Raw genomic sequence first — 23,251 nt, forward strand, 5'->3', positions numbered from 1 at the left:
ATCTAATAAACTCCATCTCTTACTCCTCTCCTAAATATTGTCTCCAAAGACTTGCATAGAGCGGCTCCTGCAACAGCTCATCATGCCTTCCCTTGGCTATGATTTGGCCTTTATCAATTAAAATGATCTGATGGGCCTGCTTGATGGTATTCAGCCTATGCGCAACGATCACAAGGTTCTTTCCCTTTACGAGATGAGAGATTGCTTCTTGAATGAGGGCTTCGTTTTCCGGATCAGCGTAAGCGGTCGCTTCGTCTAAAATAATGGTTGAGGCAGGCTTCAGGATGGCTCTGGCAAGGGTTATACGTTGGCGTTCACCGCCTGACATCGCGCCACCTGCAACGCCCGCTTTGGTTTCATATCCCCCGGGAAGCGCCATGATGAATTCATGGCAATGAGCAGCTTTTGCGGCTCTTATGATTTCATCCTCGCTTGCGTCGGGCTTGCCGAGACGAATATTATCCCTGATACTTACATCAAACAGGAAGTTATCTTGAGAAACGAAGGAAATCTCTTCGGCAAGCTGATGAAAAGGTATTTTCTTTGTATCCACACCGCCAAGAGAAATCACACCTGACGCCGGATCCCAAAAGCCAGCCAAAAGCTTTGCAATCGTGGATTTTCCTCCGCCGGAGGGACCGACAAGCGCGGTTACTTCTCCCGGCTTCGTTTCAAAGGAGATCTTATGCAACACCTCAGTGCCATCGTGATAAGAAAAACTTACATCCGTAAATTTAATCCCCTTATTGTTATCGATAGCTGCTCTCTTGTCAGGATCAGGACGCTTTTGGGCAGGCATGTCAAGCAACTCCTGTATTGAAACCCAGGTATTGGAGGCCATCTGAAAGAGTTCAAAACTCATCATGATTGCCAAGGCCTGCGGAAGAATGGAAATCGGCAGAATAAGCGATAAGAGCAGGGTTTCTATACCGATTTCACCCTTTCCGTATAAATAAAATGCAAAAGGCATACTCACAATTTGCGGCGTCATCATTGCCGCAGTCATCAAGGCTTTGCCCAACCAACTTTGCTTCCACCACTTCATTGTGGAAAAATGATAGAATTTTACTGCATCCGCAAATTTTCCGTAAGAAGCCTTATCTTGTGCAAACGCTTTGATTACAGGGATTCCGCGAACATATTCAGCACTTCTATCCGCAACATTGGCATAGCTCGACAACCAAACAGCCATCCTACTGCGGTATTTATGCATCATTGTCGCCATTCCTATAAGAACAACAGGTAGAGGAACGAAAATCGACAATCCTATACGCCAATCCAAGCAAAATAAAATGATCACACAAAGGATTGGATGTAAAAGACGGCTTGGCAGCTCCGGCATGGTATGAGCTACCCAATCTTCCATATCCGCTACCCGGTCCATAATGATCACCTTGATTTTTCCCACGGGATTATCCACCAAGTATCCCATGGGAATTACTTTTAACTTCTCGAATAGCGTCTGCCGAAGCTTTTCCAATATAGAAAAGGACGTCTTATGCGAAATAGTTGTGCTGAGGCCGGTAAGCACAAAATAAAGCAGTAACGAGCCCATTGCCAAAAAAGCGTATCGCAGAAGTTCATCAAAACCGATCGAGCTGCCTCCGGCTCTTTTTATAAGCCATGCGGCAGCGTAAGCGCTAAAGAAATAAGTGGCGAAACTGAAAATCTCTCCGAGGCAAGCAAAAATGACAGAAAGCCGCATTCTGCCCTTGTACTCCGGAGCAACACTCATGAGTGCTTTGGTTAAACCATCCATGCTGATTTTAGCTTGCTTTTCACTTTGCGCAACATCACTTTCGATCCGCTGCATAATTTCCTGCGGAACGTCAAGATTCAGACTCTCGATCTCTTTTATTAACGCTTCATCCTTCCCTAGCTTCGTACCGCCCGAAGTACGTTTAAGCATTTCATCATGATGTTTTTTCTTCTCCATATAATTTATCCTCATGTTTTAGTTTTAGCTAACTTACAATCAAAAAAATTATTTGATTTTGCCTTTATCATAACCATCAATAAACAGCTTTACTGTATTCAGAAAGAACTCTCTGTTCCTCACAAAGCTATCCCTTGCTCCATCCAGAATTTCACATCCTAGCACAATCGTGTTCATAAGAAATATCAAAAAGTCGTTGCGAAAATACTTGTATACATCCTCTCTTGCCTCTTTCACTCCGCTGTAGCTCGCTTTTAAGGATTCCTCAACCAAGATCGGGAACAAAGCTCTCAACTCTTCATTGTTTTTCATCGATTGTAGATATATGGCATATACGCTCATAAGCTCACTTTCACCGAGCATTTTATCGACAATCATCTGTGCCACTGCATTTCCGTCCAGTTCTCCCGAATAGGACGATAAAAATTCATTTATTTTCTCAATCCGATAAGCCATGCCCTCCCGCATTAGATCATGTAATATTTCTACCTTGTTTTTGTAATGGTAATATACACCTCCTCTTGAAAGGGATGTTTCGGTGATAATATCCTCCATTACCGTGTCGGCAAATCCTTTGCTCAAAAAGACCTTTCTAGCCGCATCTAAAATCTCTTTTTTCCTGATTTGACCGGCTTTCTGTTTTTTCTCTTCCAAAAATAGATTTCTCCTCGTAGTAAAAAAACCGACAACTTTGTCGGTTTTATTGTAACACCAAGTTTTGTTAGAATCAACTAATATCCACATGTTTACTCTATTATCCTGAAATCAAAAAAGAGAAAAGGGACGGCAGAGCCACTCTGCCGTCCTTTTGCTTTAGGCTACACGGACTTTGAATCCGCTGACGTATTTTTTATCGTTACACTGTCAGTGTGCCTTTCTGTCGTGGTGCTTGTCGGGCGGATTTGTATCCTCCGCCTGTGCTACCGTCTGCTGCGTGGCTTCCGCTGCTGCAGCCTGCTGTGAAGGCGCGGTTTCCGTCGGTGTAACCCTCGCTTCTCCTGCGCACACATTCGCGTGCTCCAGACCGGTCACGTTGAGGTTCCGGTTCACCTTTGCGTCATAGGTGCCCGCGCGCATAATCTCGCCGAGATCGATGCCGGTGGTCTCCTTCATCGACTCAAAGAGCTTGCCCATGACAACGGGAACATTCGAAGCAAGCTGCGACACGCCGTTCTCATTGCTGCCGCTGCCGCCGATGATCGTAATTTTATCGATCTGTGCGAGCGGCTTCGCAATCTCACTTGCAATGTCCGGAAGCACTTTGATGAGCATCTCCGCCATTGCGGCATTGTTGTACTTCTGGTAAGCCTCGGCCTTCTTTTCCATGGCCTCAGCTTCCGCAAGACCCACAGCTCTTCTCGCCTCTGCCTCCGCCTTACCGCGCAGGGCAATACCGCTTGCCTCCGCTTCGTACTTCGCGCGGATACCGCTTGCCTCCTGCTCCGCAGCGTACTTTGCAGCCTCTGCGACAGCCTTTCTCGCCTCTGCCTCGCGCTCCTGCTCGTACTTTCTCGCCTCCGCCTCTCTCTGGCGCTTTGCGAGTTCAGCGGCAGCCGCCTGCTCCACACGGTACTTCTCGGCATCGGCCTTCTTGTTGATTTCGGCGTCGAGGGCCTGCTGCATGACCGCGACTTCCTGCTTCTTCAGCTCGGAGTCGCGCTCTGCTTTTGCAATCGCGGCATTGACCGTGGCAATCTGGATATTCTTCTCTTGCGCCTGCTTCTGAATCTCGTAAGCTGCATCCGCCTCTGCCTTCTTCGTATCGGAAATGACCTTCAGTTCCGACTGACGAATCGCGAGTTCGTTGTTCTTCTGCGCAATCTCGGTGTCTGCCTGTACACGCGCATCGTTTGCGGCCTTGTTTGCCTCAGCCTGCGCAATCGCAACGTCTCGGTCCGCCTGCGCCTTCGCAATCGCGGCGTCCTTCTTAATCTTTGAAGTGTTGTCCGCACCGAGGTCGTTAATGAGGCCCTTCTCATCCGTCACATTTTGAATATTGCAGGAGAGAATCTCGATGCCGAGCTTCTCCATATCCGCAGCCGCCTTCATCATCACCTGATCCGAGAAGGAATCGCGGTTCGTGTTGATGTCCTTTAAGGTCAGCGTGCCGATGATCTCACGCATGTTACCCTGGAGGGAGTCCTGAAGGTCCATCGCAATCTGCTCGGGTTTCTTATTCAGAAAGTTGCGAGACGCCTTTTCAATGCCCTTGCTGTCCGGCGCAATTCGCACCTTAGCGACCGCATCGACATTGACATTGATGAAATCCGTCGTGGGCACCGACTGCTCGGTCTTGATATCGACCGTCATCTGGCCGAGGTAAAGGACATCGAGACGCTCGAGGAGCGGAATTTTAACACCTGCCCGTCCGATTAAAATCTTCGGCGTCTTACGGTACCCCGAGATGATGAATGCCTTGTCCGGCGGTGCCTTGACATAACCGGAAAGTATGATGCCCAGAAAGAAAACGGCGAGGATAACGGGAACAAGGGTGCGAAGCAATGCAAGATCCATGACAAAATCCTCCTTTTCTCAAACGACTATGCCATTGCCACAAAGTTCTTTTCTTACTTCTTGCGGTGAATCAGTTCCTCTCGGCCCGGTCCGTTCGAGACCATCGTAATCGGCACGCCGATCTGCTTCTCGATGAACTCGACATAGTTCCGGCAGTTCTCCGGGAGTTCCTCATAGCGCGTGATGCCGCGAATATCCTGCTTCCAGCCCGGCAGCACCGTAAGCACCGGCTTGCAGCGCTTTAAGAGCGGGGTCACCGGGAAGTAGTCTATGACCTTTCCATCCAGCTCGTAACCCGTGCAGACCGGAATCTCGTCGAGATAGCCGAGTGCATCCAAAACCGTGAGCGCAACCTCGGTGCTGCCCTGAACGCGGCAGCCGTAGCGGGTTGCGACCGCATCAAACCAGCCGACGCGGCGCGGTCTTCCGGTGGTCGCACCGTACTCGCCCTTATCGCCGCCGCGCTTTCTGAGCTCCTCTGCCTCGGTCTCGTCGAGAATCTCGGAGACAAACTCACCTGCGCCGACCGAACTCGAGTAAGCCTTGGTGACCGTCACAATGTCCTTTAACTCATAGGGCGGGAAGCCTGCTCCGACCGCCGCAAAAGCAGCCGTCGTATGAGAACTCGTGACCATGGGGTAAATGCCCTGATCCGGGTCCTTGAGCGAGCCGAGCTGGCCCTCGACGAGGACGGTTTTGCCCGCGTGCAGTGCCTCGGTGAGGAAAGCGCCCGTATCCGCGAGATAGGGAGCAATCGCCTCGCGGTACTCCGCCAAGGTCTGCATAATCTCATCCGCCTTCAGCGGCTCTTGATGATAGAGATGCACAAAGAGCGCATTCTTAATGGTGCAGATGTTCTCTACCTTCTCGCGAAGCGCCGCCTCATCGAAGAGTTCTGCCGCCTGAATGCCGATTTTCGCGTACTTATCCGAGTAAAAGGGCGCGATACCGGACTTCGTGGAACCGAAGGCCTTGCCCGCGAGTCTCGCCTCCTCGTAGCTGTCCTGCAGAATGTGATAGGGCATCAATAGCTGCACGCGGTCGGAGACCAGAACCTTCGGGGCCGGCACGCCCTGTTCCTCGATGCTCGCGAGTTCCTTCACAAACGAGGGGATGTGGAAGGCAACACCGTTGCCGATGACGTTGGTGGTGCGCTCCGAGAATACACCGGAGGGCAGAAGGTGAAGCGCAAATCTGCCGTAGTGGTTGATAATCGTGTGTCCCGCATTTGCACCGCCCTGGTAGCGGACCACAATGTCCGCATCCTGTGCGAGCACGTCCGTAATCTTACCCTTACCTTCGTCGCCCCAGTTGGCGCCGACAATTGCTTTGACTGACATAATCTTCTCCTCTCTCCGAAAGCCTTAGACCTGAATCTCTGCCTTTTCGCCGAGCTCGCCCTGATTTTCCGCGAGCAAGGGCTTGACCACCTCGCGGAGATAGTCCGTGACCTGCTCCGCACTTCTGCCGGTATAGCGCTCCGGCTGCATGGTCTTCTCGAGGTCCTCCAGATTCAGGCGGAAGGAAGGATCGGCCGCAATCAGCGCGAGGAGGTCGTTGTCCTTGCCCTCTGCCTTGACGTGCTGACCCGCAATCATCGAGAGTTCGCGTATCTTCTCGTGCAGTTCCTGGCGATCGCCGCCCGCCTTGACCGCATCCATCATGATGTTCTCGGTCGCCATGAACGGAAGCTCTGCCATGAGGCGCTTCTCAATGACCTTCGGGTAGACCACGAGGCCATCCACGACGTTCATATACAGGCGAAGAATGCCGTCGACCGCGAGGAAGCCCTCCGGAATCGAGAGACGCTTGTTCGCGGAGTCGTCGAGCGTACGCTCGAACCACTGGGTGCTCGCGACGAGCATCGGGTTCATCACATCGCTCATCACATAGTTTGCGAGGCTCGCCATGCGCTCGCAGCGCATGGGGTTACGCTTGTAGGCCATAGCCGAGGAGCCGATCTGGCTCTTCTCAAAGGGCTCCTCAACCTCCTTTAGGTGCTGCAGGAGACGGATGTCATTCGAGAACTTGTGCGCGCTCTGCGCAATCCCCGCGAGTACATTCAGAACGCGGGTGTCAATCTTCCGCGAGTAGGTCTGTCCGGATACCGGGACACAGGCCGCAAAGCCCATCTTCTCCGCAATCATCGGATCGATCTTTTTAATCTTCTCTTCGTCGCCCTCAAAGAGCTCCTTGAACGAAGCCTGCGTGCCCGTGGTGCCCTTGCAGCCGAGCAATTTCATGTTCGCGAGCACATGGTCCAGATCCTCGAGATCCAGAAGGAGCTCGTTCATCCAGAGCGTGGCGCGCTTTCCGACCGTGGTCGGCTGTGCCGGCTGGAAGTGGGTAAAGGCGAGGGTCGGAAGGTTCTTATACTTCTCCGCGAAGTTTGCGAGCTCCGCAACGACATTCAGGAGTTCGCGGCGCACAATGCGGAGTCCCTCCGTCATGAGAATGATATCTGTGTTATCGCCCACATAGCAGCTGGTTGCACCGAGGTGGATGATGCCCTTTGCGCTCGGGCACTGCGTGCCGTAGGCATAGACATGGCTCATCACATCGTGACGCACTTCTCGCTCTCTCGCCTCGGCGACTTCGTAGTTGATATCCTCGGCATGCGCCTTTAATTCCGCAATCTGCTCCTCCGTAATCGGAAGTCCGAGTTCCCTCTCTGTCTCTGCGAGTGCAATCCAGAGTTTTCTCCAGGTGCGAAACTTCTTCTCCGGTGAAAACAAATACTGCATCTCCGCCGAGGCATAGCGCTCGGAGAGCGGACTCAGGTATTTATTGTATTCTTTTTGCATATGCGGTCTCCTTCTTGTTCCGATTGGCAGACTACTCCAATTTCCATAAACAGTATATATTTTAGCACGAATACAGGCTTAACTCCAGTCCCACTGCATACAGGAAACATGCTCCGAAGCGAAACAGAATCTCCGGTATTTCGCAACCACGATATCACAAGCGGACGCCGCATCCGAACGAAGATGGACTGTATACTCTTCGACGCTATCAAGGACTCACTTTCCTTTTAGCAGCGGCACGGCCGCGCGCGGCAGTATGCCCTGCATCGCGGCGAGGGCCACACCGTAATTGGTAATCGGAATTTCCGCGTTGCGGCTCTCTTGAAAGCGCGACAAAAGCTCCGTATCCCCAAGCATACAGGCACCGCAGTGCACCACCAGCCGTATCTCTTTTTCGCGCAAGTCCTCCGGGAACTCGTGGCCGGAGCTGAAATAAAAGCGGAGTTTTTTCCCCGAGGCCTTTTCGAGTAGCTTCGGGAGCTTCACCGTGCCGATGTCCTTACATTGTCTCTTATGGGTACAGCCCTCCGATATCAAGACAGCGTCGCCTTCACGAAGCCGCGCGATTGCCGCCGCACCGCTTAATGCCGTTTCGAGCACGCCGCTCTGTCTGGCCAGCAACATGCTGAAGGAACTGAGCGGCTGCTCTGCGGGAATGCAGGCGGCAACTTCGGCAAACGCCTGCGAGTCCGTGATGATGAGCGCCGGAGGCTCGCGAAGGGCCGAGAGCAGGGCAGGCAGTCCCTCCGGCTGACAGAGAAAGGGAAAGGCTCCGCCGTCCAAAAGCTCTCGCACTGCCATCTGCTGCGGCAAAATAAGGCGACCGCGCGGCGCGGATTCATCCTGCGGACAGACAAGGACGACTGTATCACCGGGGGCAACGAGATCCATGAGCAGCGCCTTCTTTTCCGACTTACGCGGAAGCATGCCGATGGCAGTCTTAACTTCCTCTATGCCTTCTCCGCTCACGGCGGAACAAAGATAAATATCCCTGACCTTGGCCCCGCAGCGTGTAATAAGCCCTCTGAAGTAAGCCTCTGCCTCCCTGCGCTCGGTCTCCGTGAGCGCTTCCGCCTTGGTGATGACCGCTAAAAGCGGAATTCCCTGTGCCGCGAGCGCACGAAAGAGTCGCTCCTCCGCCGCTCCCGCCTCTTTTTTTCCCGCGAGACAGAGCACTGCCGCGTCACAGCGCTTTTGCATCTCCTCGGCGCGCCGCACACGTTCTCTGCCGAGTTCCCCTTCGTCATCGATGCCCGGGGTGTCGATTAAGGTGATAGGCCCGAGCGGCAAAATCTCCATGGTCTTTTTAACCGGGTCCGTGGTCGTTCCCGGTGTGTCCGAGACCAGTGCTGCTTTCTGCGCGGAAAGCGCGTTAAAAAGACTTGACTTACCCGCATTTCTCGCGCCGAAAATACCGATACAGGAGCGAAATTTTTCGCTTGCTCCGAATTCTTGCATGCGCTGCTTCCTCTCTGATTTCTGTCTGTCTTAATTTCTTTCTGTTTTAATTTCTGTCTCTCTTAATTTCTGTCTCTATGACTCCCGGCTTTCTGAAGCCTGTCTTTCTTCGTTCTGCTTTATTCTCGTATGCTTCCGAAAAAAGGCGGATGAGCCTTCCGCCCATCCGCCTTCCTCGGGTAAATCGCTTATTTCTCATACATGAAGTCATAGAGCTTCTCGGCGGAGTCAATGACGCGCGCGCCGTAGTCCATCACATCGTCATAGTCCATCTCGATTATCTTCTTGTTCTTGATTGCGGGCACATCCTGCACCACCTGATTTTCGCTGAGCGAAGCGACCGCATTCACATCCGCCGCCGCAAAGCGATCCGAGCGCACATAGACAATCACATCCGGATTCATCGAAATCAGATTTTCGAGCGTGAGGCCGTTGCCGCCCTTCTCGAGCACATTTTCCGCGTTCAGGGTCTTTAACATACAGCTGCTCATCTTCGAGTTGAAGCCGGCAAAGGTGCCGTCCGTATAGCCCGCCATAAAGAGCACCTTCTTCGGCTCTCCCTTTTGGTTGCTGACCTTGGTGAGCAGCGCGTCGATTCGCTTGTCAAGTTCGTCCGCATACGCATTCGCCTTCTCCTGCACATCAAAGATTTTGCCGATGTTGCGAACATCCTCCGGAATGTTCTTGAGCGACTGCTCTATCGAAGCGCTTGCGAGTTCGGTATAGACCGGGATGCCGAGTTCCTGATAGGACTGCACCGTGCCGATCGCCGTGTCGGTGAACATAAGGGGACCCTTGCCGAGAATCAAATCCGGCTCGAGCGCAAGTATGCTCTCCTTCGAGACCGACTTCTTGTCGCCGAGACTCTTTAAGGAGGCAATCTCGGTCGCAATGTCGCCCTTCAGCGCATTGTCATTGTCAAAGACCGCGACAATCTTATCTTTTAAGCCGAGCTTAATCAGAAGCTCGGTCATCGAGAGCTGGGTCGAGAGCACGTGTTCCGGCGCATGGGCATAGCTCATCTCGACTTCCTTGCCCTCGGCATCGTAAATCTTGAGCGTCAGGGGATAGGCGGTCTTTGCAGCCGCACTGTTTTTCGCCTCGGTGCTGCTCTCTGCCGAAGCACCGTTCTCGGTACCTGCCTTGCTCTCCGTCTCCGAAGCATTTGCGGCGCTCGCCTCGGAGCTCGCTGCCTTTTGTCCGCAAGCGGTAATCATCAATGCCGCCGCGACTGCCGCGAGCGGTAAAAGCATGGTCTTTTTCTTCATAATCTTCTCTTTCTGCGGAATCTCCGCTAAAACTTCTGTTGCCAAACGCCGTTGTCAGAGATACTGAATCATGAGTTTTCCGTCAATGGGACTCGGGTACACCGCTGCCTCGACTTCAAAAATTCTCCGTATGGTTTCGGGTGTCATCACCTCTTCCGGCACGCCGCTCTCCACGATTTCGCCCTGCCGCATGAGATACAGATAGTCGCAGTACTGCGCGGCCAGCCCGAGGTCGTGCAGCGCCGCAAGCACCGTGATGCCGAGGTCTTTGATGATGGACAGAATTTCAAGCCGGTAGCGAATGTCCAGATGGTTCGTCGGCTCATCCAGAATCAGGACTTTCGGGTTTTGCGTGAGTGCGCGCGCCAAGACGACGCGCTGCTTCTCGCCGCCCGAGAGCGACTGAAAGTTCCGGTCGCGGTAGTCTTTCATGCCGACCTTCGAAAGCGCCTCGAGCGCCGCCTCATAATCCCTGTCCTTTTCCCGCTCGAGCAGCGTGTGAAACGGATAGCGCCCCATCAGCGCAATGTCCATGACCGTATAGTCAAAATTAATCTGATTGAACTGCCCCATGACCGCCATGCGGCGCGCAATTTTCTTGCCCGAAAAGCGGGCAATGTCCTCGCCGTCAAGCCGCACTGTGCCGCTGTCCGTCTTCTGGGTCTTATAAATCGCGCGAAGCAATGTGGTCTTGCCGCTCCCGTTTGCACCGAGGAGAGCCGAGAACTTGTGCTCCGGCACATCGAGCGTCACGTTTTTCACAATGGATTTTCCGGCGATCGAGACCGCGATGTTTTCTGCTTCCAGTCTCATTTATTTGCCTCCGAATCCGTAACGTTTCCGCACCATCACATAGACAAAGAAGGGGGCACCGATTAAAGCCGTGAATATGCCGACCGGCAGCTCCGTGTTCGGCAGTAAACTCCGCGCAAGCGCATCGACCCAGAGCATGAAGAGCCCCCCGGAGAGCGCCGCGACCGGCAAGAGTCTTCGATGTGCCGTGCCGACCAGAGCCCGCGCGAGATGCGGGATGATGAGCCCCACAAAGCCTATCGTGCCGCTGGCCGAAATCAGAGCGCCCGTGAGCAGCGAGAGCACCAGAAGGTACACGAGACGGCAGCGAAAGGTATCGATGCCGATTGTGACAGCTGCCTCTTCGCCGAGTAACAGCCCGTCCAAGGTTCTCGCCTGACTCATGAAAAAGATTGTGGCCAGCAGAACAATCACCGCAATGAGCCCGATATTCTTCCAGCCGGCGCGGGTCAGAGATCCCATGGTCCAGAACTTAATCGACATGATGCCGTCGGAATTGCCGGCGACCGCAATGATGAAATTGGAAAAGGCGGTGAGCAGCGCATTCACGATCATGCCGGCGAGAATCAGCTTGACCGAGGTGGTTTTGCCGTCCGCCGAGGCGAGGGCGAGCACCAGAAAGCAGGCAAGACCCGCGCCGAGAAACGCCCAGAAGCCCGACACAATGCCGACGCCGAGAAACAGAGAGCCCGTTGCGCCGAGTGTCGCTCCGGCCGAAACGCCGAGTATATAGGGATCTGCCATTGGATTCTGCACGACCGCCTGCATCACGCAGCCGCAGAGCGCAAGACCGCTCCCCGCGAGAAAACCGAGGATAATTCGCGGCACGCGGATTTGCCAGACAATCTGCTCCATCGAAACCGGAATGCTGCGACCGCTTTGCCCGAAGAGATGGCGCTGTAAAACGGCCCAGGTCGTTTCGACCGGAATTCGCACCGCCCCCATGCAAAGCGTGACGAGCGCCGAGGCCAGCGCTGCGAGTATCAGGCAGAGAACAAGCCATTTTGTTTGTCTCGTGGCGTATACCTCCTTTGTTTCAGATTAGCTATAACTACCGAACTACCATCTTATCCCGACTTCTCTCTCTTGTCCAGCAGAACCTGCTCTTTTCTCCCGAAACGCTGCGGCTCAGAAGCGGAAATCTCTGCGGTTCGAGGCGTAGATCTCTTTGATATTCTCCGCTGCAATCGCGCGGCTTCTCTCGTTCGGAATGCTCGTAAGTTCGGCTTCCACCAAGGCCTTACCGGTTTCCTTGGTCTCCTCGGACGCATAGTCGGTCAGGTATTCCGCGAGCGTCATGAGTGCATTCGGATGGCAGCAGTTATGAATCTGACCGCTCTTTAAGAGACTCATGAAGCGGTCGCCCGTGCGCCCCTCCCGGTAGCAGGCCGTGCAGAACGAGGGCAGGAAGCCGTCCCGCATAAGCCAGAGCAGAACTTCATCCAAGGTTCTCTGGTCCGAGACATCGAACTGCTCGGTGTCATGCACGCGTTCTTCCTCGGCATAGCCGCCCACCGAGGTACGGGAGCCTCCGGAAATCTGCGAGATGCCGACCCGGAGTGCTTTGCCGCGCACCGCCTCCGACTCACGGGTCGAGATAATCATGCCCGTATAGGGAACCGCAATGCGGATGCAGGCAATGATCTTCAGGAAAGTCTCATCGTCAATGCCGTTCTCGAACTTGCTCGGATCGATATCGTCCGCCTTTTTGAGGCGCGGCACGCTGATGGTATGGGGACCCACACCGTGCACGGCTTCCAGATGTTCCGCATGCATCAAAAGGCCGGCGAACTCGTAGCGATACTTGTCGAGTCCGAAGAGCACACCGATTCCCACATCGTCGATGCCACCCTCCATCGCACGGTCCATGGCCTCGGTGTGGTAGCGATAGTCGTGCTTCGGGCCGGTGGGATGCAGCGCCTCATAGCTCTCCTTGTGGTAGGTCTCCTGGAATAAGATATAGGTGCCGATGCCGGCGTCCCGAAGTTTCCGGTAGTTCTCGACCGTGGTCGCAGCGATATTCACATTGACGCGGCGGATGTCGCCGTTTTTATGATGAATGCCGTAAATGGTATGGATGCACTCTAAGATATAGTCGATCGGATTGTGCAGGGGATCCTCACCCGCCTCGAGCGCAAGGCGCTTATGCCCCATATCCTGGAGCGCAATGACCTCCTGTCGCACCTCATCCTGTGTCAGCTTTTTCCGCTTGATGTGCTTATTTTCCGCATGGTAGGGACAGTAGGTGCAGCCGTTCACACAGTAGTTCGAGAGGTAGAGCGGCGCAAAGAGGACGATGCGGTTTCCGTAAAAGGCGAGCTTGATTTCCTCCGCCATCTTCATCATCTCGGCGTTTTTTTCCGGAATATCGCACGCCAATAAGACCGAGGCCTCTCGGTGCGTGAGTCCCTCACAGCGGACTTTCCCGCCCTCATACTTAGGGCGCGCCTTTTCGAGTATGCGATCGATCAATTCTTCGTTGTCCTTGTTTTCCTCCGCATAGCGAAGGGTCTCTAAGATTTCTTCGTGGGAAATAAACTCCTCTGCCAAAAGAGAGGCAGGGTTATAAGATGTGCTTGCAGATGTAGCCATGAAGGGTTTCCTTTCTTGCGGTTCGGTGTTTTCCGTTCCGTTCAGATTGAAATATGATTGAGGTACTACTCGAGCGCCGATGGCGAAGGGAGCGGTATCGCGTCCCCACGGGTCTCGGTCAGCCGGTAGCCTATGGATTCCATGCGCCGGCTTAAACAAGAACGGCAAGCTGCCGACTCGTCTCCGGTGCAGATTTTATTGTCGTAAAGGAGATATTTTTTCCGGACTTCGACCGGAGACAGATTGGGCATCACGACATTTGCCCCCGCCTGTATGCCCATCTCCCGGCCGAGCGGGTGAATGGTGCCGAGAGCGGTCGTAGCCGGCAATAAGAGATTCGGCTGCAAAATCCGGAGTAAAGAGAGCAAAAACAGGGTCTGATTCAAATCTCCCTGCTTCTCATCCCGGAACACGGTCGCGTGCTGCGGAATAAAGGGGCCTATGCCGCACATGGCAGGCTTAAATTCCTGAATAAAGCGGAGATCCTCCGCGAGGGTAGCAAGGGTCTGTCCGGGAGAACCCACCATAAAGCCGCAGCCCACCTGAAAGCCTATGGACTTTAAGTCCCTTAAGCAAGCCAGGCGATGACGGAGCGAAAGCTCCGGCGGATGCAGCTTTCGGTAGTGTGCCTCATCCGCGGTCTCATGGCGAAGGAGATAGCGGTCCGCACCCGCATCGAAGAGCCGCTGATAGCTCTCGTGTGAGCGCTCGCCGATGGAAAGCGTGAGCGCACAGTCCGGGTGCTGCGCCTTGATTGCGCGGACAATACGGACAAGCCTGTCATCGCTAAAGTACGGGTCTTCCCCGCCCTGCAAGACGAAGGTGCGAAAACCGAGCCGGTAGCCCTCCATGCAACAGAGCAGTATGTCCTCCTCGGAGAGCCGGTAGCGCTCCGCTTCCGAGTTGCTCCGCTGCAGGCCGCAGTAACGGCAGTCGTTCTTACAGTAGCTCGTGAACTCGATGAGCCCCCTTGTAAACACCTGATCCCCGTAAATTTGTTTTCGAAGGTGCACCGCCCGCGCCGCCGCTTTTTGCTGCAGCGCCTCCGTGTGCGCCCCCAATAATTCAATGTACTCTTCCGTTTGAAGCCCCCGCTCCCGCTCCAATTTGTCGAGCAGGGCGAGCGCTCTTGTCTCAGCGTTTTGCATAGGCTGTCTTCACGCTGATATTCGGAAGGTTGCCCACCTTGCCGGCGAGCTCCGAAATAATGTTTTCCGGCGCATCCAAGGCGACCGACATGAGACTGAGTTTCTTCTTCTCATAGGGCAGACCCATGCGCCCTATAATATAGTTTCCGTAGTTATGCAGAAGTCGATTCAGGGATTCCGCGCTCTCCCTGTCCTCGACAATGATGCTCATCACGGCAATTCTGGTCTGTTCCGCTTCCATGCGTATCCTCCTCTCTCCGCACTCAGCCGAGCAGTTCTTCCGGCTTTAAGGAGCCGATGCCGAGACGCTTATAAATTTCAAGATAGGCCTCGCGCACATTGCCGAGTCTCCGCCGGAAACGATCCGCGTCCAGACGCTCGTGCGTATCCCGGTCCCAGAGCCGCATATTGTCCGGCGACAAAGCGCCGGTCAGAAGCAACTCCTCTTTATTCCGAGCGAAAGAAAGCGAGAGGTCAATCAAATCCACCCGCCGCTCCGCAAAATAGGCCGTCAGCACTTCGTTGATGCGAAAGGCCGTCTGTATCATCTTTCGCAAATCCTCTTCTTTGACCAAATCAAGGGCCAGCGCCTCATAGCCGTTCAAGGCGTAGCGCGCCTCGCCCTCACGGCGATTCCGAAGTTCCGCCGACGGGCGTGCCAGTGCTCTGCCCTCCGGAACCTTGGTCTTCTCCGCAAAGCTGCCCGCGCTGAAATTTCGCACCACGAGATCAAAGGGATAACGATGCACGGCGCGGAAACTTAATTCCCGCGCCGAGATTTCTTCCAGAAATGCCGTTCGAATTCCCTTGGTCTCGAGATAGCGAAAGAGACTTGCCGTCATGCGGCTTGCGACGATGCCCTTGTCCGCAACCGTCTCTTCGTTTCCATCCGCATCCGCCACGATGTCAAGCCATTCGACCAGAGTCACCGCCGTGTCATCCGTCGCATACATGCGCGTCACGGCAGTGCCGCCGATGCTCTCTCTCTTCTCCATCCCGTTCTTTCCTCTTATCCCTCTAAACTCGCCGCAATCACATCCGCCATGGTATAAGGTCCCGGCTTCTGTCCCGCGAGAAACTTTGCTGCCTCCACTGCACCCTGCGCAAAAATGCGTCGCGAATACGCGCGGTGACTTAAGCTCAACACCTCGTCTTCACCGGCGTAAAGCACATCGTGGTCACCCGGTATCGTGCCGCCGCGCACCGCGGAAATGCCGATTTCGTCCTGTTCCCGCGCCGTGTGCCGCGGCTCGCGGTCATAGACGTAGTGAAAGCGCTCATTGCAGGCTGCGTTAATCTCGTCCGCAATTGCAAGCGCGGTTCCGCTCGGAGCATCCACCTTTCTTCTGTGATGCTTCTCGACAATCTCAATGTCAAAGCCCTTCGCCGCGAGCACATTTGCCGCTTCCGCCGCAAGCTTCATCAAAAGATTCACTCCGAGCGACATATTCGCACTCCGAAGGATCGCAACCTTCTCCTGAAGGCTCGCAATGCGCGTAAGCTGCGCTTCGCTGAGACCCGTCGTGCAGATGACCGCGGGCATGCCTGTGCGCTCCGCAAAATCGAGCACGGCATCCACCGCCGGCGCAACCGAAAAGTCGATTAAGACATCCGCGCACTCTTTGGTAAGCTTCGAAAAATCCGCATAGACCGGGTATTCCGTCGCAAGTTCCGCGCGGTCCACACCGGCAACAATCTTCACTGTTTCATCGGACGCCGCAAAAGCGCTGACCTCCCGGCCCATGTGGCCGGAACATCCGTTTAATAAAATTCTGATCACAGGATTCCGTACTCCTTCATTGCCTTCTTAAGGCTCTCCAAATTAGCCGTTTCCATCTCGCAGAGCGGCAGACGCAGCGGTCCGACCTCCTTGCCCATCAGGTTCATCGCGGTCTTTACAGGAATCGGATTCACTTCGATGAAAAGCTGATGGATAAGTTCCGCCGCCTCAATCTGCATGGCAGCTGCCTTCTTGACATCTCCGTCCAGCATGGCGCGGCAGAGCTCATGGGTCTTTCGGGGTGCCACACAGGCGAGCACCGAAATGACGCCCTTTGCGCCGAGCGACATGAGCGGAATAATCTGGTCATCGTTGCCGGAGTAGAGGTCAAATTCGTGGCCGTCCAAAAATTCGAGCGTGCGCAAAATATTCGTAAAGTTGCCGCTCGCTTCCTTCATGCCGACAATATTCGAAACAGTCTTTCCGAGGTAGGCGGCTGTCTCCGGCTGAATCGTGAGTCCGGTTCTGCTCGGGATGTTGTAGAGCAGACAGGGAATCTTCACCGCATGCGCAATCTGCGTATAGTGGTGAATCAGGCCCTTCTGCGTCGCCTTATTATAATAGGGGGAAACCAGCAAGAGACCGTCCGCGCCGTACTTCTCGGACTCGATTGACATCTCGATTGCCGTGTCCGTCGAATTGGAGCCGCTGCCCGCGACAACCGGAATTCTGTGGTTTACAATTTCAACGCTGCGCTGAATCACGCGGAGATGCTCTTCGTGCGTGAGTGTCGATGCCTCTCCCGTGGTTCCGCAGGCAATCAACGCGTCCGTGCCCTCGGCAATCTGCTCCTCAATGAGCTCCTCGAGCTTCTCGTAATTGACCGTGAGATCGTCATTCATCGGTGTTATCAGGGCAACACCCGAGCCCTCAAAAATGCTTTCCATGCATTTCCTCCGTCTTCACATCCGTGATCGAATCCAATGCGTTCCGTAGCCGTATTTCTGTCATCAAACCGCAGGCGCGGCGCTTCTCGACGAAGTCTCTCTCAAATGAGACTTCCTCCGCAATATTATCGTAACATAGCGTTTTTTGAAAAGCAAGGCAGGGCTCCCCGCCCGCTGCGGCTCTGTCTCCGCCAAAAAGGGGGAAGAGCCGTCAAAGCTCTTCCCCCTTTCGTCTCAGCTCTCCTGATAGACGATGATGTACGCTTTCACATTCTCGCTCCCCTTCACCAGCGTCAGCGGAACGCTGAGCACATCGCGCGGCACATCGCCTTTGTAATATTCCCTCCGCTCCTCCGGGGAGTAGGCATACATTGCGACCGAGTAGCTGTGTCCCTTCTCGAGCTCTGCATCAAACTCTACCTTCTCGCTCTCGAGGTTGATGTTCTGTCCCAAAGCGCTGACTTCCGTGCTCTGATATACTCCCGCAATTCTGTGGGAGCCCTCCGGAAGCGCGACAATCTTCTCAAGATTCTCTCCGCTCACCGTCTCAAAGAGAGCCAGGTCCCGACCGTCAATCGAAAACTTCTTTCCGTAGAGATGCAGGAGCGCCTTGTCCGCATTTGACGCCAGGTAGTCCGTTGCCTTACTTTTGCGCTTCTTCTGGACGCTCATCATAATCACAAAGAGCAGCGCCCAGACACCCACCACAATCGCAACAATCAGCTTAGTGTCAATCATTTTCTCTCCCTCCAAAAGTGAATGCGTTGTAGCTACTTTTTTGAAACCCCTGTTTTACCGCTTCCCCTTCGCTTCACAGACTGACCGTGCACCTTTCTGTGCCTGCCGTATTGCCTGCCTAAGACAGGACAGCGGTGCAGACAGCCGAAACCGGGCATCTTCTCGCACACTTGCCGCAGCCTATGCAACTGTCATCCGCGGAAAAGCGACGGGGCTTACACTTGATTTCAAGTGTAAATCGACTGTGCAAGCAGGTCAAGCGAATGCATCGGCGCGCGCGGCCTCACACATACCGCGCGCCATAGGCCGCCTTCGCCGCCTCTGTCTGCCTCCGAATAAACGCGGTTTTACCTTCCGTGTAGGCATCCCGGTTATGCGCATACTGTTTCCAAAGTCGCATTTTCAGCGCCTCGTATTCCCGCGCACATTCCGGATGATCCAGCAAATAATCTCTGAAATAGAGTTCGTCGTTGTCACCGCGATAACGGAGGTGTAAATGAATCACCTCATCCGCAAAGCCCTGCTCGGTGTAACCCAAGTGCAGAAAGATTCTGCCTTCTTCGGTGTACTTCCGCGTAAAGCCCTGTGCCTCAATCTCCTGCGCCACGGCCTCCATATCTGTCCCCGGGGCCAGTTCAATCATCACATCGACTATATTTTTGGCCCAAATTCCGGGTATGGCCGTACTTCCGACATGGCTGATGCGAAACGGAACATAGGCTGCCAAGACCTCTTTGAATCGCGCTTCCGCCGCCGCATAGATCGCTGCCCACTGCGGCTTCGGCTCTGTCAAAAAGATAGGGAAGAGCTGCCAAAGCTCTTCCTGCGTTAAATCGCTCAGCTTCCTAGTCATGACTCTTCCCCTTCGTCTACGTTATCCTGATAGACAATGATATACGCCTTCACATCCTCGCTCCCCTTGACCAGCGTCAGCGGAATGCTGAGCACATCGCGCGGCACATCGCCTTTGCAATATTCTCTCCGCTCATCCGGGGAGTAGGCATACATCGCAATCGAATAGCGGCGTCCCTTCTCGAGCTCCAAATCAAATTCCACCCTCTCGCTCTCCAGCTTGATGTTCTTTCCCGGCGCACGGACCTCAGGGCTCTCATAAATACCCGCAATTCTGTGCGAACCCTCCGGGAGCGCAACAATCTCCTGAAGCTTCTTTGCGCTCACCGTCTCAAAGAGGGCAAGATCCCGACCGTCAATCCAAAACTTCTTCCCGCAGAGCTGCAGGAGCGCCTTGTCCGCGTTCGCTGTCAGGTAGGCCTCCACCTTACTGTTACGCTTCTTCCGGATGCTCGTCATAATCGCAGAGAGCAGGAGCCATACGCCACCCACAATCGCAAAAAATGCTTTGGTGTCAATCATTTTCTTTCCCTCCCGCTTTCCCCATCCGATTCACATACTGTCCGTGTGCCTTAGTGTGCTTGCCGTATTGGATGGCAACTCTCAATTTTGTTTTATGACGATGTTCTCCGCACTCTTCACAATTGAATTCGCGGGCACGGGGCCGCGCACCGAGGTGAGCGGGTATATCATCGTGTTCTTACCGACTATCGATCCCGGGTTTAAGACCGTACCGCAACCGATTTCGACATAGTCGCCGAGTATGGCGCCGATTTTTCGAAGGCCTGTCTCAAGCGGACCCTCGTCGGTACGGATTACGATATTCTTCCGGTCCGACTTGATATTGCTCGTAATCGAACCCGCGCCCATGTGCGCATGGTAGCCGAGAATGGAATCGCCCACATAGTTATAGTGCGGTGCTTCCACCGAATCAAAGAGCAGCGAATTCTTGAATTCACAGGAATTGCCGGCCACACTGCCCGAACCGATTACGACATTGCCGCGGAAAAACGCGCAGTGGCGAAGCTCGGCTCCCGCACAGACAATCAGCGGACCCGTGAGGCTCACACTCGGCGCAACTTTGGCGCTCTTATGAATCCAAATTTGCTCGCCCCGCTCTTCGTATTCGTCCGGCGAAAGCTGCGGGCCTACCGCACGTATCCACTCCCCCAGGGCGGGAAGCGCCTCATAGGGATAACGAAACTGCGCGAGAAAGTCCCCCGCCATGCTGTGCGTCAAGTCAAACAGCGCTTTTACTTCTATTTCCCTTGCTTTCATTTACTTACTGCCTCCTTTTCGCCGCGGCGCGCGCGGCTTCTCCGCCGGATAATACGGCTTACTCGCCTCAAAGGCCTCGCGAAGCCGGTAGCTCGCACTCTGCGCCGCCGCCTGCTCCGTTCGCCTCGCCACAAAGTCGCGGAGCTTTTCCATATAGGCCTCTTCCGTAATTTCGCCCTGCTGTACCATGGTGAGCCCCTTTTCCCAGCTCGCGGTGAGCTCCGGGCGGAGTAGGGGCTGCATGGAAAGATTAACTGTCACCGCAATCAATTCGCCGAGCTGGGTCGGCGTGATAATCTGGGTCTTTCCGTTCAGCGCAAGGTAACGGTTACCGACCAGTTTTTTGAGTATCTCCGCGCGCGTCGCACTGGTGCCGATGCCGGAGCCCTTAATTTGGCTGCGGAGCTCCTCATCCTCGATCAGCTGTCCCGCATTCTCCATCGCGAGTATCATGCTGCCCGAGGTATAACGCTTCGGCGGCGAGGTCTCCCCCTCCCGAAGTTCGAACTGCTCCGCAGCAATCCGCTCTCCTTTTTTGCAGGCCGCAAGGGCTTCGGCGAGCGCCTTTGAGCCGCTGTTCTCTGCCTCGCCCTCTTCTTCCTTCTCTTTCTCCTCTTTGTCCTTCTGCTTCTTCTCGCCGGATACCTTGAGCCAGCCCTCTTCCGTGAGGGAGCGCACGCCGGCAAAGAAGTGCTCCTTTCCGAACAAGAGCTCCAGAGAGCGCTTTTCATAGACCGCGGGCGGGTAAAAAACGGCCAGGAAACGGCGGGCTATCATCTCATAAATCTGAGCGGAGAGTGGGGAAAGCCCGGAGAGGGCCCCAAGTCCCTGCCCGGTCGGAATCAGCGCATAGTGGTCGGTAATCTGCTTGTCGTCCGTATAGCGGCTCTTCGCGATGCCCTTGTAACTGCCGTTTGTCAGCACCTCCTGCGCGAAGCCGCCGACCGCCTGTACCCGCGTGAGCCCGCTCAGGTTCTTTTGGATTTCCTTTGCGACCGCCGAAGAAAGCACGCGCGCATCGGTTCTCGGGTAGGTGATCAACTTTTTTTCGTAGAGCTCCTGCGCGACTTTAAGAGTCTGATCCGGGCTAATCTTAAAGCGCCGCGCACAGTCGTTCTGCAGTTCCGCCAAATTATAAAGAAGAGGCGGCCGCTTGACTTCCTTCTTTTTTTCGTTCTTTAAGAGTTCGGCAGTGCCCGGGAGTGCCGCGGAGAGCTGCCGCAGAAATTCCTCGGCATCTTCACGCTTTAAGAAGCCGTTGTTCTTATAGAGCCGCGAAAAGCCCTCGTAAGCCGAGCCCTTCTCCGCGCGCCACTCGCCGAAAAAGCGCTGCCCCGCCACTTCGAATTTTGCGAAAATGCGGTAAAACACGGTCTTTTGAAAGGCGCGTATCTCCATCTCGCGTTTCACGACCATGCCGAGCACGCAGGTCATCACCCGTCCCACCGAGACTACAATGTAGCGCTGCTTTAAAAGAGAAGCGAGCGCGGAACCGTAACGCAGGGTGAGCACGCGGGAAAAGTTGATGCCCATCAGATAGTCTTCCTTCGCGCGGAGATAGGCCGCCGCCGAGAGGTTTTGATAGGCACTCCAATCCTTTGCCTCCGCGACACCGCGCCGTATTTCGTCCTCGGTCTGGGAGTCAATCCAGACGCGCTTTCTCGTTTTCTCCGCGGGAACCCCGGCCATCTGATCGACCAGGCGGTAGATGTACTCTCCCTCTCGCCCCGAGTCGGTGCAGATATAGATGGTGTCTACATCCGCGCGCGTCAGCAGGCGCTTCACAATCTCAAACTGCTTTTTGACCTCCGGAATCACCTCATAGCGGAAGGGCTCCGGCAAAAAGGGCAGGGTGTCGAGAGACCACTTTTTATAGCGCTCATCGTAAACCTCGGGATAGCTCATCGTGATGAGATGTCCCACGCACCAGGTCACAATGCTGTCTCCGGACTCGAGATAACCGTCCTGCCGACGCCCCGACACACCGAGTACCCGGGCAAATTCGAGCGCTACACTCGGTTTCTCCGCAATAAACAGCCGCTTCAGTTTGCTCCCTCCGTCTTCAAAAAGCCGCCGAAGCGGTAGATGCTGGTCGTCCGGAAGCTCTCGCCTGCGCCGATAACAGGTTGCACCCAGTCTGGGTGGTGTAATGCATCCGGAAAGCACTGGGTCTCAAAGCAGTAGCCGCCGCGTCTTTGGTAGACCGCACCGCCCTTGCCGATCGGCGTGCCATCGCCGAGCCAGTTCGCCGTATAGAACTGAAGCCCAGGACGGTCCGTGAAGACCGAGAGGGTTCTGCCGCTCGCCGGGTCGAAGGCACTCGCCGCAAAGCGCAGGCTGCCGTCATAGCCGTTTAAGGCAAAGTTGTGGTCGTAGCCGTGCCCGAAAATAAGCTGTTCTTCCGGCGCGTCAATGTCCCGCCCGATCGGCTTTTCTATCGTAAAATCGAAGGCCGTGCCCGCGACCGCCCGAACTTCTCCGGTCGGAATCGAGACCGCATCGGTCGGCGTGAAATAATCCGCGTCAATCCTCACTTCCTGCGCGCTTACCTCCCCCGCGTCATGCCCCGCCAGGTTAAAGTAGGCGTGGTTCGTCGGATTAAAGACCGTGTGCTTTGCTCCGCTTAAGTTCGCCGCATAGTGAATTTCCACCGCGGAGTCCGCCGTGAGGCGATAGGTCACGGAAATGAAAAGCGTGCCCGGAAAGCCCTGGCTGCCGTCCGGCTCTTCCAGCGAGAAGCGGACCGCATTCTCTTCCTCCAGTACCTCTGCGCGGAAGAGGCGTTTCCACCAGCCGTCCGGTCCCGAGTGGAGACTGTTTTCCCCCTGGTTTTTTGCGAGCTGATAGTGCTTGCCGTCGAGCTCAAAGCAGGCACCGGCAATGCGATTTGCATGCCGCCCGACAATGCCGCCGAGACAGCCCGGATTTCTCTCGTAAATCGCGGGATCGTCGTAGCCCAGTATCACATCGACCGTTTTTCCGTCTCCTGCGGGCAGCTCCATGCCGACCCAAGCCGCGCCGAGATCCGTAAAGCGCGCGCAAGCACCTGCTTGATTGCTGAGCTCATAGAGCTTTGCCTCCCTGCCCTCCGAGAAGGTACCGAAACTTCTCTGTTTCACTGCCATTTTCTCACCTCCGCTGTCAGAATGCCCGGCCCGCGGGCACTGCGCTTTCAATTCTCAA

The 23,251-nt window shown here is 54.8% G+C and carries 22 protein-coding genes; all 22 read right to left on the reverse strand.

Translation table 11 applies throughout. The features are described 5' to 3' along the window. Positions 1 to 19: 19 nt before the first annotated feature. Entirely contained in the window at positions 20 to 1,936 is a 1,917-nt protein-coding gene (locus QU660_RS05510) for an ABC transporter ATP-binding protein (protein ID WP_304945546.1), read from the reverse strand. Positions 1,937 to 1,984: 48 nt separating this feature from the next. Beyond that, entirely contained in the window at positions 1,985 to 2,590 is a 606-nt protein-coding gene (locus QU660_RS05515) for a TetR/AcrR family transcriptional regulator (protein WP_304945547.1), read from the reverse strand. 210 nt (positions 2,591 to 2,800) lie between these two features. Next, positions 2,801 to 4,450 carry a flotillin family protein gene (locus QU660_RS05520; RefSeq protein ID WP_304945548.1) on the reverse strand — a complete coding sequence of 550 codons (1,650 nt, stop codon included), beginning with the start codon at positions 4,448 to 4,450 and terminating at the stop codon, positions 2,801 to 2,803. A gap of 53 nt (positions 4,451 to 4,503) precedes the next feature. Then, on the reverse strand, positions 4,504 to 5,790 hold the full coding sequence (locus QU660_RS05525) for an adenylosuccinate synthase (protein WP_304945549.1): 1,287 nt from the start codon (positions 5,788 to 5,790) through the stop codon (positions 4,504 to 4,506). Positions 5,791 to 5,814: 24 nt separating this feature from the next. Further along, positions 5,815 to 7,254, reverse strand: a complete 1,440-nt coding sequence (purB, locus tag QU660_RS05530) for an adenylosuccinate lyase (protein ID WP_304945550.1) — start codon at positions 7,252 to 7,254, stop codon at positions 5,815 to 5,817. Between the two features lie 216 nt (positions 7,255 to 7,470). Beyond that, positions 7,471 to 8,712 (reverse strand): [FeFe] hydrogenase H-cluster maturation GTPase HydF, encoded by a 1,242-nt coding sequence (gene hydF, locus QU660_RS05535; protein WP_304945551.1) that lies wholly within the window; start codon positions 8,710 to 8,712, stop codon positions 7,471 to 7,473. A gap of 188 nt (positions 8,713 to 8,900) precedes the next feature. Continuing rightward, positions 8,901 to 10,025 (reverse strand): ABC transporter substrate-binding protein, encoded by a 1,125-nt coding sequence (locus QU660_RS05540; protein WP_304945552.1) that lies wholly within the window; start codon positions 10,023 to 10,025, stop codon positions 8,901 to 8,903. 9 nt (positions 10,026 to 10,034) lie between these two features. Then, positions 10,035 to 10,793 (reverse strand): ABC transporter ATP-binding protein, encoded by a 759-nt coding sequence (locus tag QU660_RS05545; RefSeq protein ID WP_304945553.1) that lies wholly within the window; start codon positions 10,791 to 10,793, stop codon positions 10,035 to 10,037. After that, positions 10,794 to 11,780 (reverse strand): FecCD family ABC transporter permease, encoded by a 987-nt coding sequence (locus tag QU660_RS05550; protein WP_304947229.1) that lies wholly within the window; start codon positions 11,778 to 11,780, stop codon positions 10,794 to 10,796. A 141-nt stretch (positions 11,781 to 11,921) separates the two neighbouring features. Further along, positions 11,922 to 13,385 carry a [FeFe] hydrogenase H-cluster radical SAM maturase HydG gene (gene hydG, locus QU660_RS05555; RefSeq protein ID WP_304945554.1) on the reverse strand — a complete coding sequence of 488 codons (1,464 nt, stop codon included), beginning with the start codon at positions 13,383 to 13,385 and terminating at the stop codon, positions 11,922 to 11,924. Between the two features lie 65 nt (positions 13,386 to 13,450). Further along, the gene (gene hydE / locus QU660_RS05560; RefSeq protein WP_304945555.1) at positions 13,451 to 14,533 is read right to left on the reverse strand and encodes a [FeFe] hydrogenase H-cluster radical SAM maturase HydE; all 1,083 of its coding nucleotides are present in this window, start codon (positions 14,531 to 14,533) and stop codon (positions 13,451 to 13,453) included. Beyond that, positions 14,520 to 14,774, reverse strand: a complete 255-nt coding sequence (locus QU660_RS05565; protein ID WP_304945556.1) for a TM1266 family iron-only hydrogenase system putative regulator — start codon at positions 14,772 to 14,774, stop codon at positions 14,520 to 14,522. The genes hydE and QU660_RS05565 overlap by 14 nt, the downstream gene beginning before the upstream one ends. Before the next feature lie 22 nt (positions 14,775 to 14,796). Next, positions 14,797 to 15,528 carry a phosphoribosylaminoimidazolesuccinocarboxamide synthase gene (locus QU660_RS05570; RefSeq protein WP_304945557.1) on the reverse strand — a complete coding sequence of 244 codons (732 nt, stop codon included), beginning with the start codon at positions 15,526 to 15,528 and terminating at the stop codon, positions 14,797 to 14,799. A gap of 14 nt (positions 15,529 to 15,542) precedes the next feature. Next, on the reverse strand, positions 15,543 to 16,313 hold the full coding sequence (dapB, locus tag QU660_RS05575) for a 4-hydroxy-tetrahydrodipicolinate reductase (protein WP_304945558.1): 771 nt from the start codon (positions 16,311 to 16,313) through the stop codon (positions 15,543 to 15,545). Next, positions 16,310 to 17,200, reverse strand: coding sequence for a 4-hydroxy-tetrahydrodipicolinate synthase (gene dapA / locus QU660_RS05580; RefSeq protein WP_304945559.1), 891 nt, complete (start codon positions 17,198 to 17,200; stop codon positions 16,310 to 16,312). The genes dapB and dapA overlap by 4 nt, the downstream gene beginning before the upstream one ends. Positions 17,201 to 17,434: 234 nt before the next feature. Beyond that, positions 17,435 to 17,938, reverse strand: a complete 504-nt coding sequence (locus QU660_RS05585; protein ID WP_304945560.1) for a hypothetical protein — start codon at positions 17,936 to 17,938, stop codon at positions 17,435 to 17,437. A gap of 118 nt (positions 17,939 to 18,056) precedes the next feature. Continuing rightward, positions 18,057 to 18,197, reverse strand: a complete 141-nt coding sequence (locus QU660_RS09895) for a 4Fe-4S binding protein (protein WP_443027760.1) — start codon at positions 18,195 to 18,197, stop codon at positions 18,057 to 18,059. A 24-nt stretch (positions 18,198 to 18,221) separates the two neighbouring features. Beyond that, entirely contained in the window at positions 18,222 to 18,791 is a 570-nt protein-coding gene (locus tag QU660_RS05590) for a GrpB family protein (RefSeq protein ID WP_304945561.1), read from the reverse strand. Continuing rightward, positions 18,788 to 19,312 (reverse strand): hypothetical protein, encoded by a 525-nt coding sequence (locus QU660_RS05595; protein WP_304945562.1) that lies wholly within the window; start codon positions 19,310 to 19,312, stop codon positions 18,788 to 18,790. The genes QU660_RS05590 and QU660_RS05595 overlap by 4 nt, the downstream gene beginning before the upstream one ends. An 81-nt stretch (positions 19,313 to 19,393) precedes the next feature. Beyond that, the gene (locus QU660_RS05600; RefSeq protein WP_304945563.1) at positions 19,394 to 20,068 is read right to left on the reverse strand and encodes a UDP-N-acetylglucosamine pyrophosphorylase; all 675 of its coding nucleotides are present in this window, start codon (positions 20,066 to 20,068) and stop codon (positions 19,394 to 19,396) included. Then, complete coding sequence (locus tag QU660_RS05605) at positions 20,069 to 22,114, reverse strand: DNA topoisomerase (protein WP_304947230.1); 2,046 nt, start codon at positions 22,112 to 22,114, stop codon at positions 20,069 to 20,071. It lies immediately after the preceding gene. Next, positions 22,111 to 23,193 carry an aldose epimerase family protein gene (locus QU660_RS05610; protein ID WP_304945564.1) on the reverse strand — a complete coding sequence of 361 codons (1,083 nt, stop codon included), beginning with the start codon at positions 23,191 to 23,193 and terminating at the stop codon, positions 22,111 to 22,113. The genes QU660_RS05605 and QU660_RS05610 overlap by 4 nt, the downstream gene beginning before the upstream one ends. Positions 23,194 to 23,251 lie beyond the last annotated feature (58 nt).

Source organism: Stomatobaculum sp. F0698, from assembly GCF_030644385.1.
GTDB lineage: Bacteria > Bacillota > Clostridia > Lachnospirales > Lachnospiraceae > Moryella.

Coding starts and splice junctions, on each gene's coding strand:
- QU660_RS05590 (WP_304945561.1), bottom strand. CDS start 18,791: ATGACTAGGAAGCTGAGCGATTTAACGCAGGAAGAGCTTTGGCAGCTC.
- QU660_RS05585 (WP_304945560.1), bottom strand. CDS start 17,938: ATGATTGACACTAAGCTGATTGTTGCGATTGTGGTGGGTGTCTGGGCG.
- hydG (WP_304945554.1), bottom strand. CDS start 13,385: ATGGCTACATCTGCAAGCACATCTTATAACCCTGCCTCTCTTTTGGCA.
- hydE (WP_304945555.1), bottom strand. CDS start 14,533: ATGCAAAACGCTGAGACAAGAGCGCTCGCCCTGCTCGACAAATTGGAG.
- dapA (WP_304945559.1), bottom strand. CDS start 17,200: ATGGAAAGCATTTTTGAGGGCTCGGGTGTTGCCCTGATAACACCGATG.
- QU660_RS05595 (WP_304945562.1), bottom strand. CDS start 19,312: ATGATTGACACCAAAGCATTTTTTGCGATTGTGGGTGGCGTATGGCTC.
- QU660_RS05510 (WP_304945546.1), bottom strand. CDS start 1,936: ATGGAGAAGAAAAAACATCATGATGAAATGCTTAAACGTACTTCGGGC.
- QU660_RS05600 (WP_304945563.1), bottom strand. CDS start 20,068: ATGAAAGCAAGGGAAATAGAAGTAAAAGCGCTGTTTGACTTGACGCAC.
- QU660_RS05610 (WP_304945564.1), bottom strand. CDS start 23,193: ATGGCAGTGAAACAGAGAAGTTTCGGTACCTTCTCGGAGGGCAGGGAG.
- QU660_RS05565 (WP_304945556.1), bottom strand. CDS start 14,774: ATGGAAGCGGAACAGACCAGAATTGCCGTGATGAGCATCATTGTCGAG.
- hydF (WP_304945551.1), bottom strand. CDS start 8,712: ATGCAAGAATTCGGAGCAAGCGAAAAATTTCGCTCCTGTATCGGTATT.
- QU660_RS05525 (WP_304945549.1), bottom strand. CDS start 5,790: ATGTCAGTCAAAGCAATTGTCGGCGCCAACTGGGGCGACGAAGGTAAG.
- QU660_RS05570 (WP_304945557.1), bottom strand. CDS start 15,528: ATGGAGAAGAGAGAGAGCATCGGCGGCACTGCCGTGACGCGCATGTAT.
- QU660_RS05520 (WP_304945548.1), bottom strand. CDS start 4,450: ATGGATCTTGCATTGCTTCGCACCCTTGTTCCCGTTATCCTCGCCGTT.
- QU660_RS05545 (WP_304945553.1), bottom strand. CDS start 10,793: ATGAGACTGGAAGCAGAAAACATCGCGGTCTCGATCGCCGGAAAATCC.
- purB (WP_304945550.1), bottom strand. CDS start 7,254: ATGCAAAAAGAATACAATAAATACCTGAGTCCGCTCTCCGAGCGCTAT.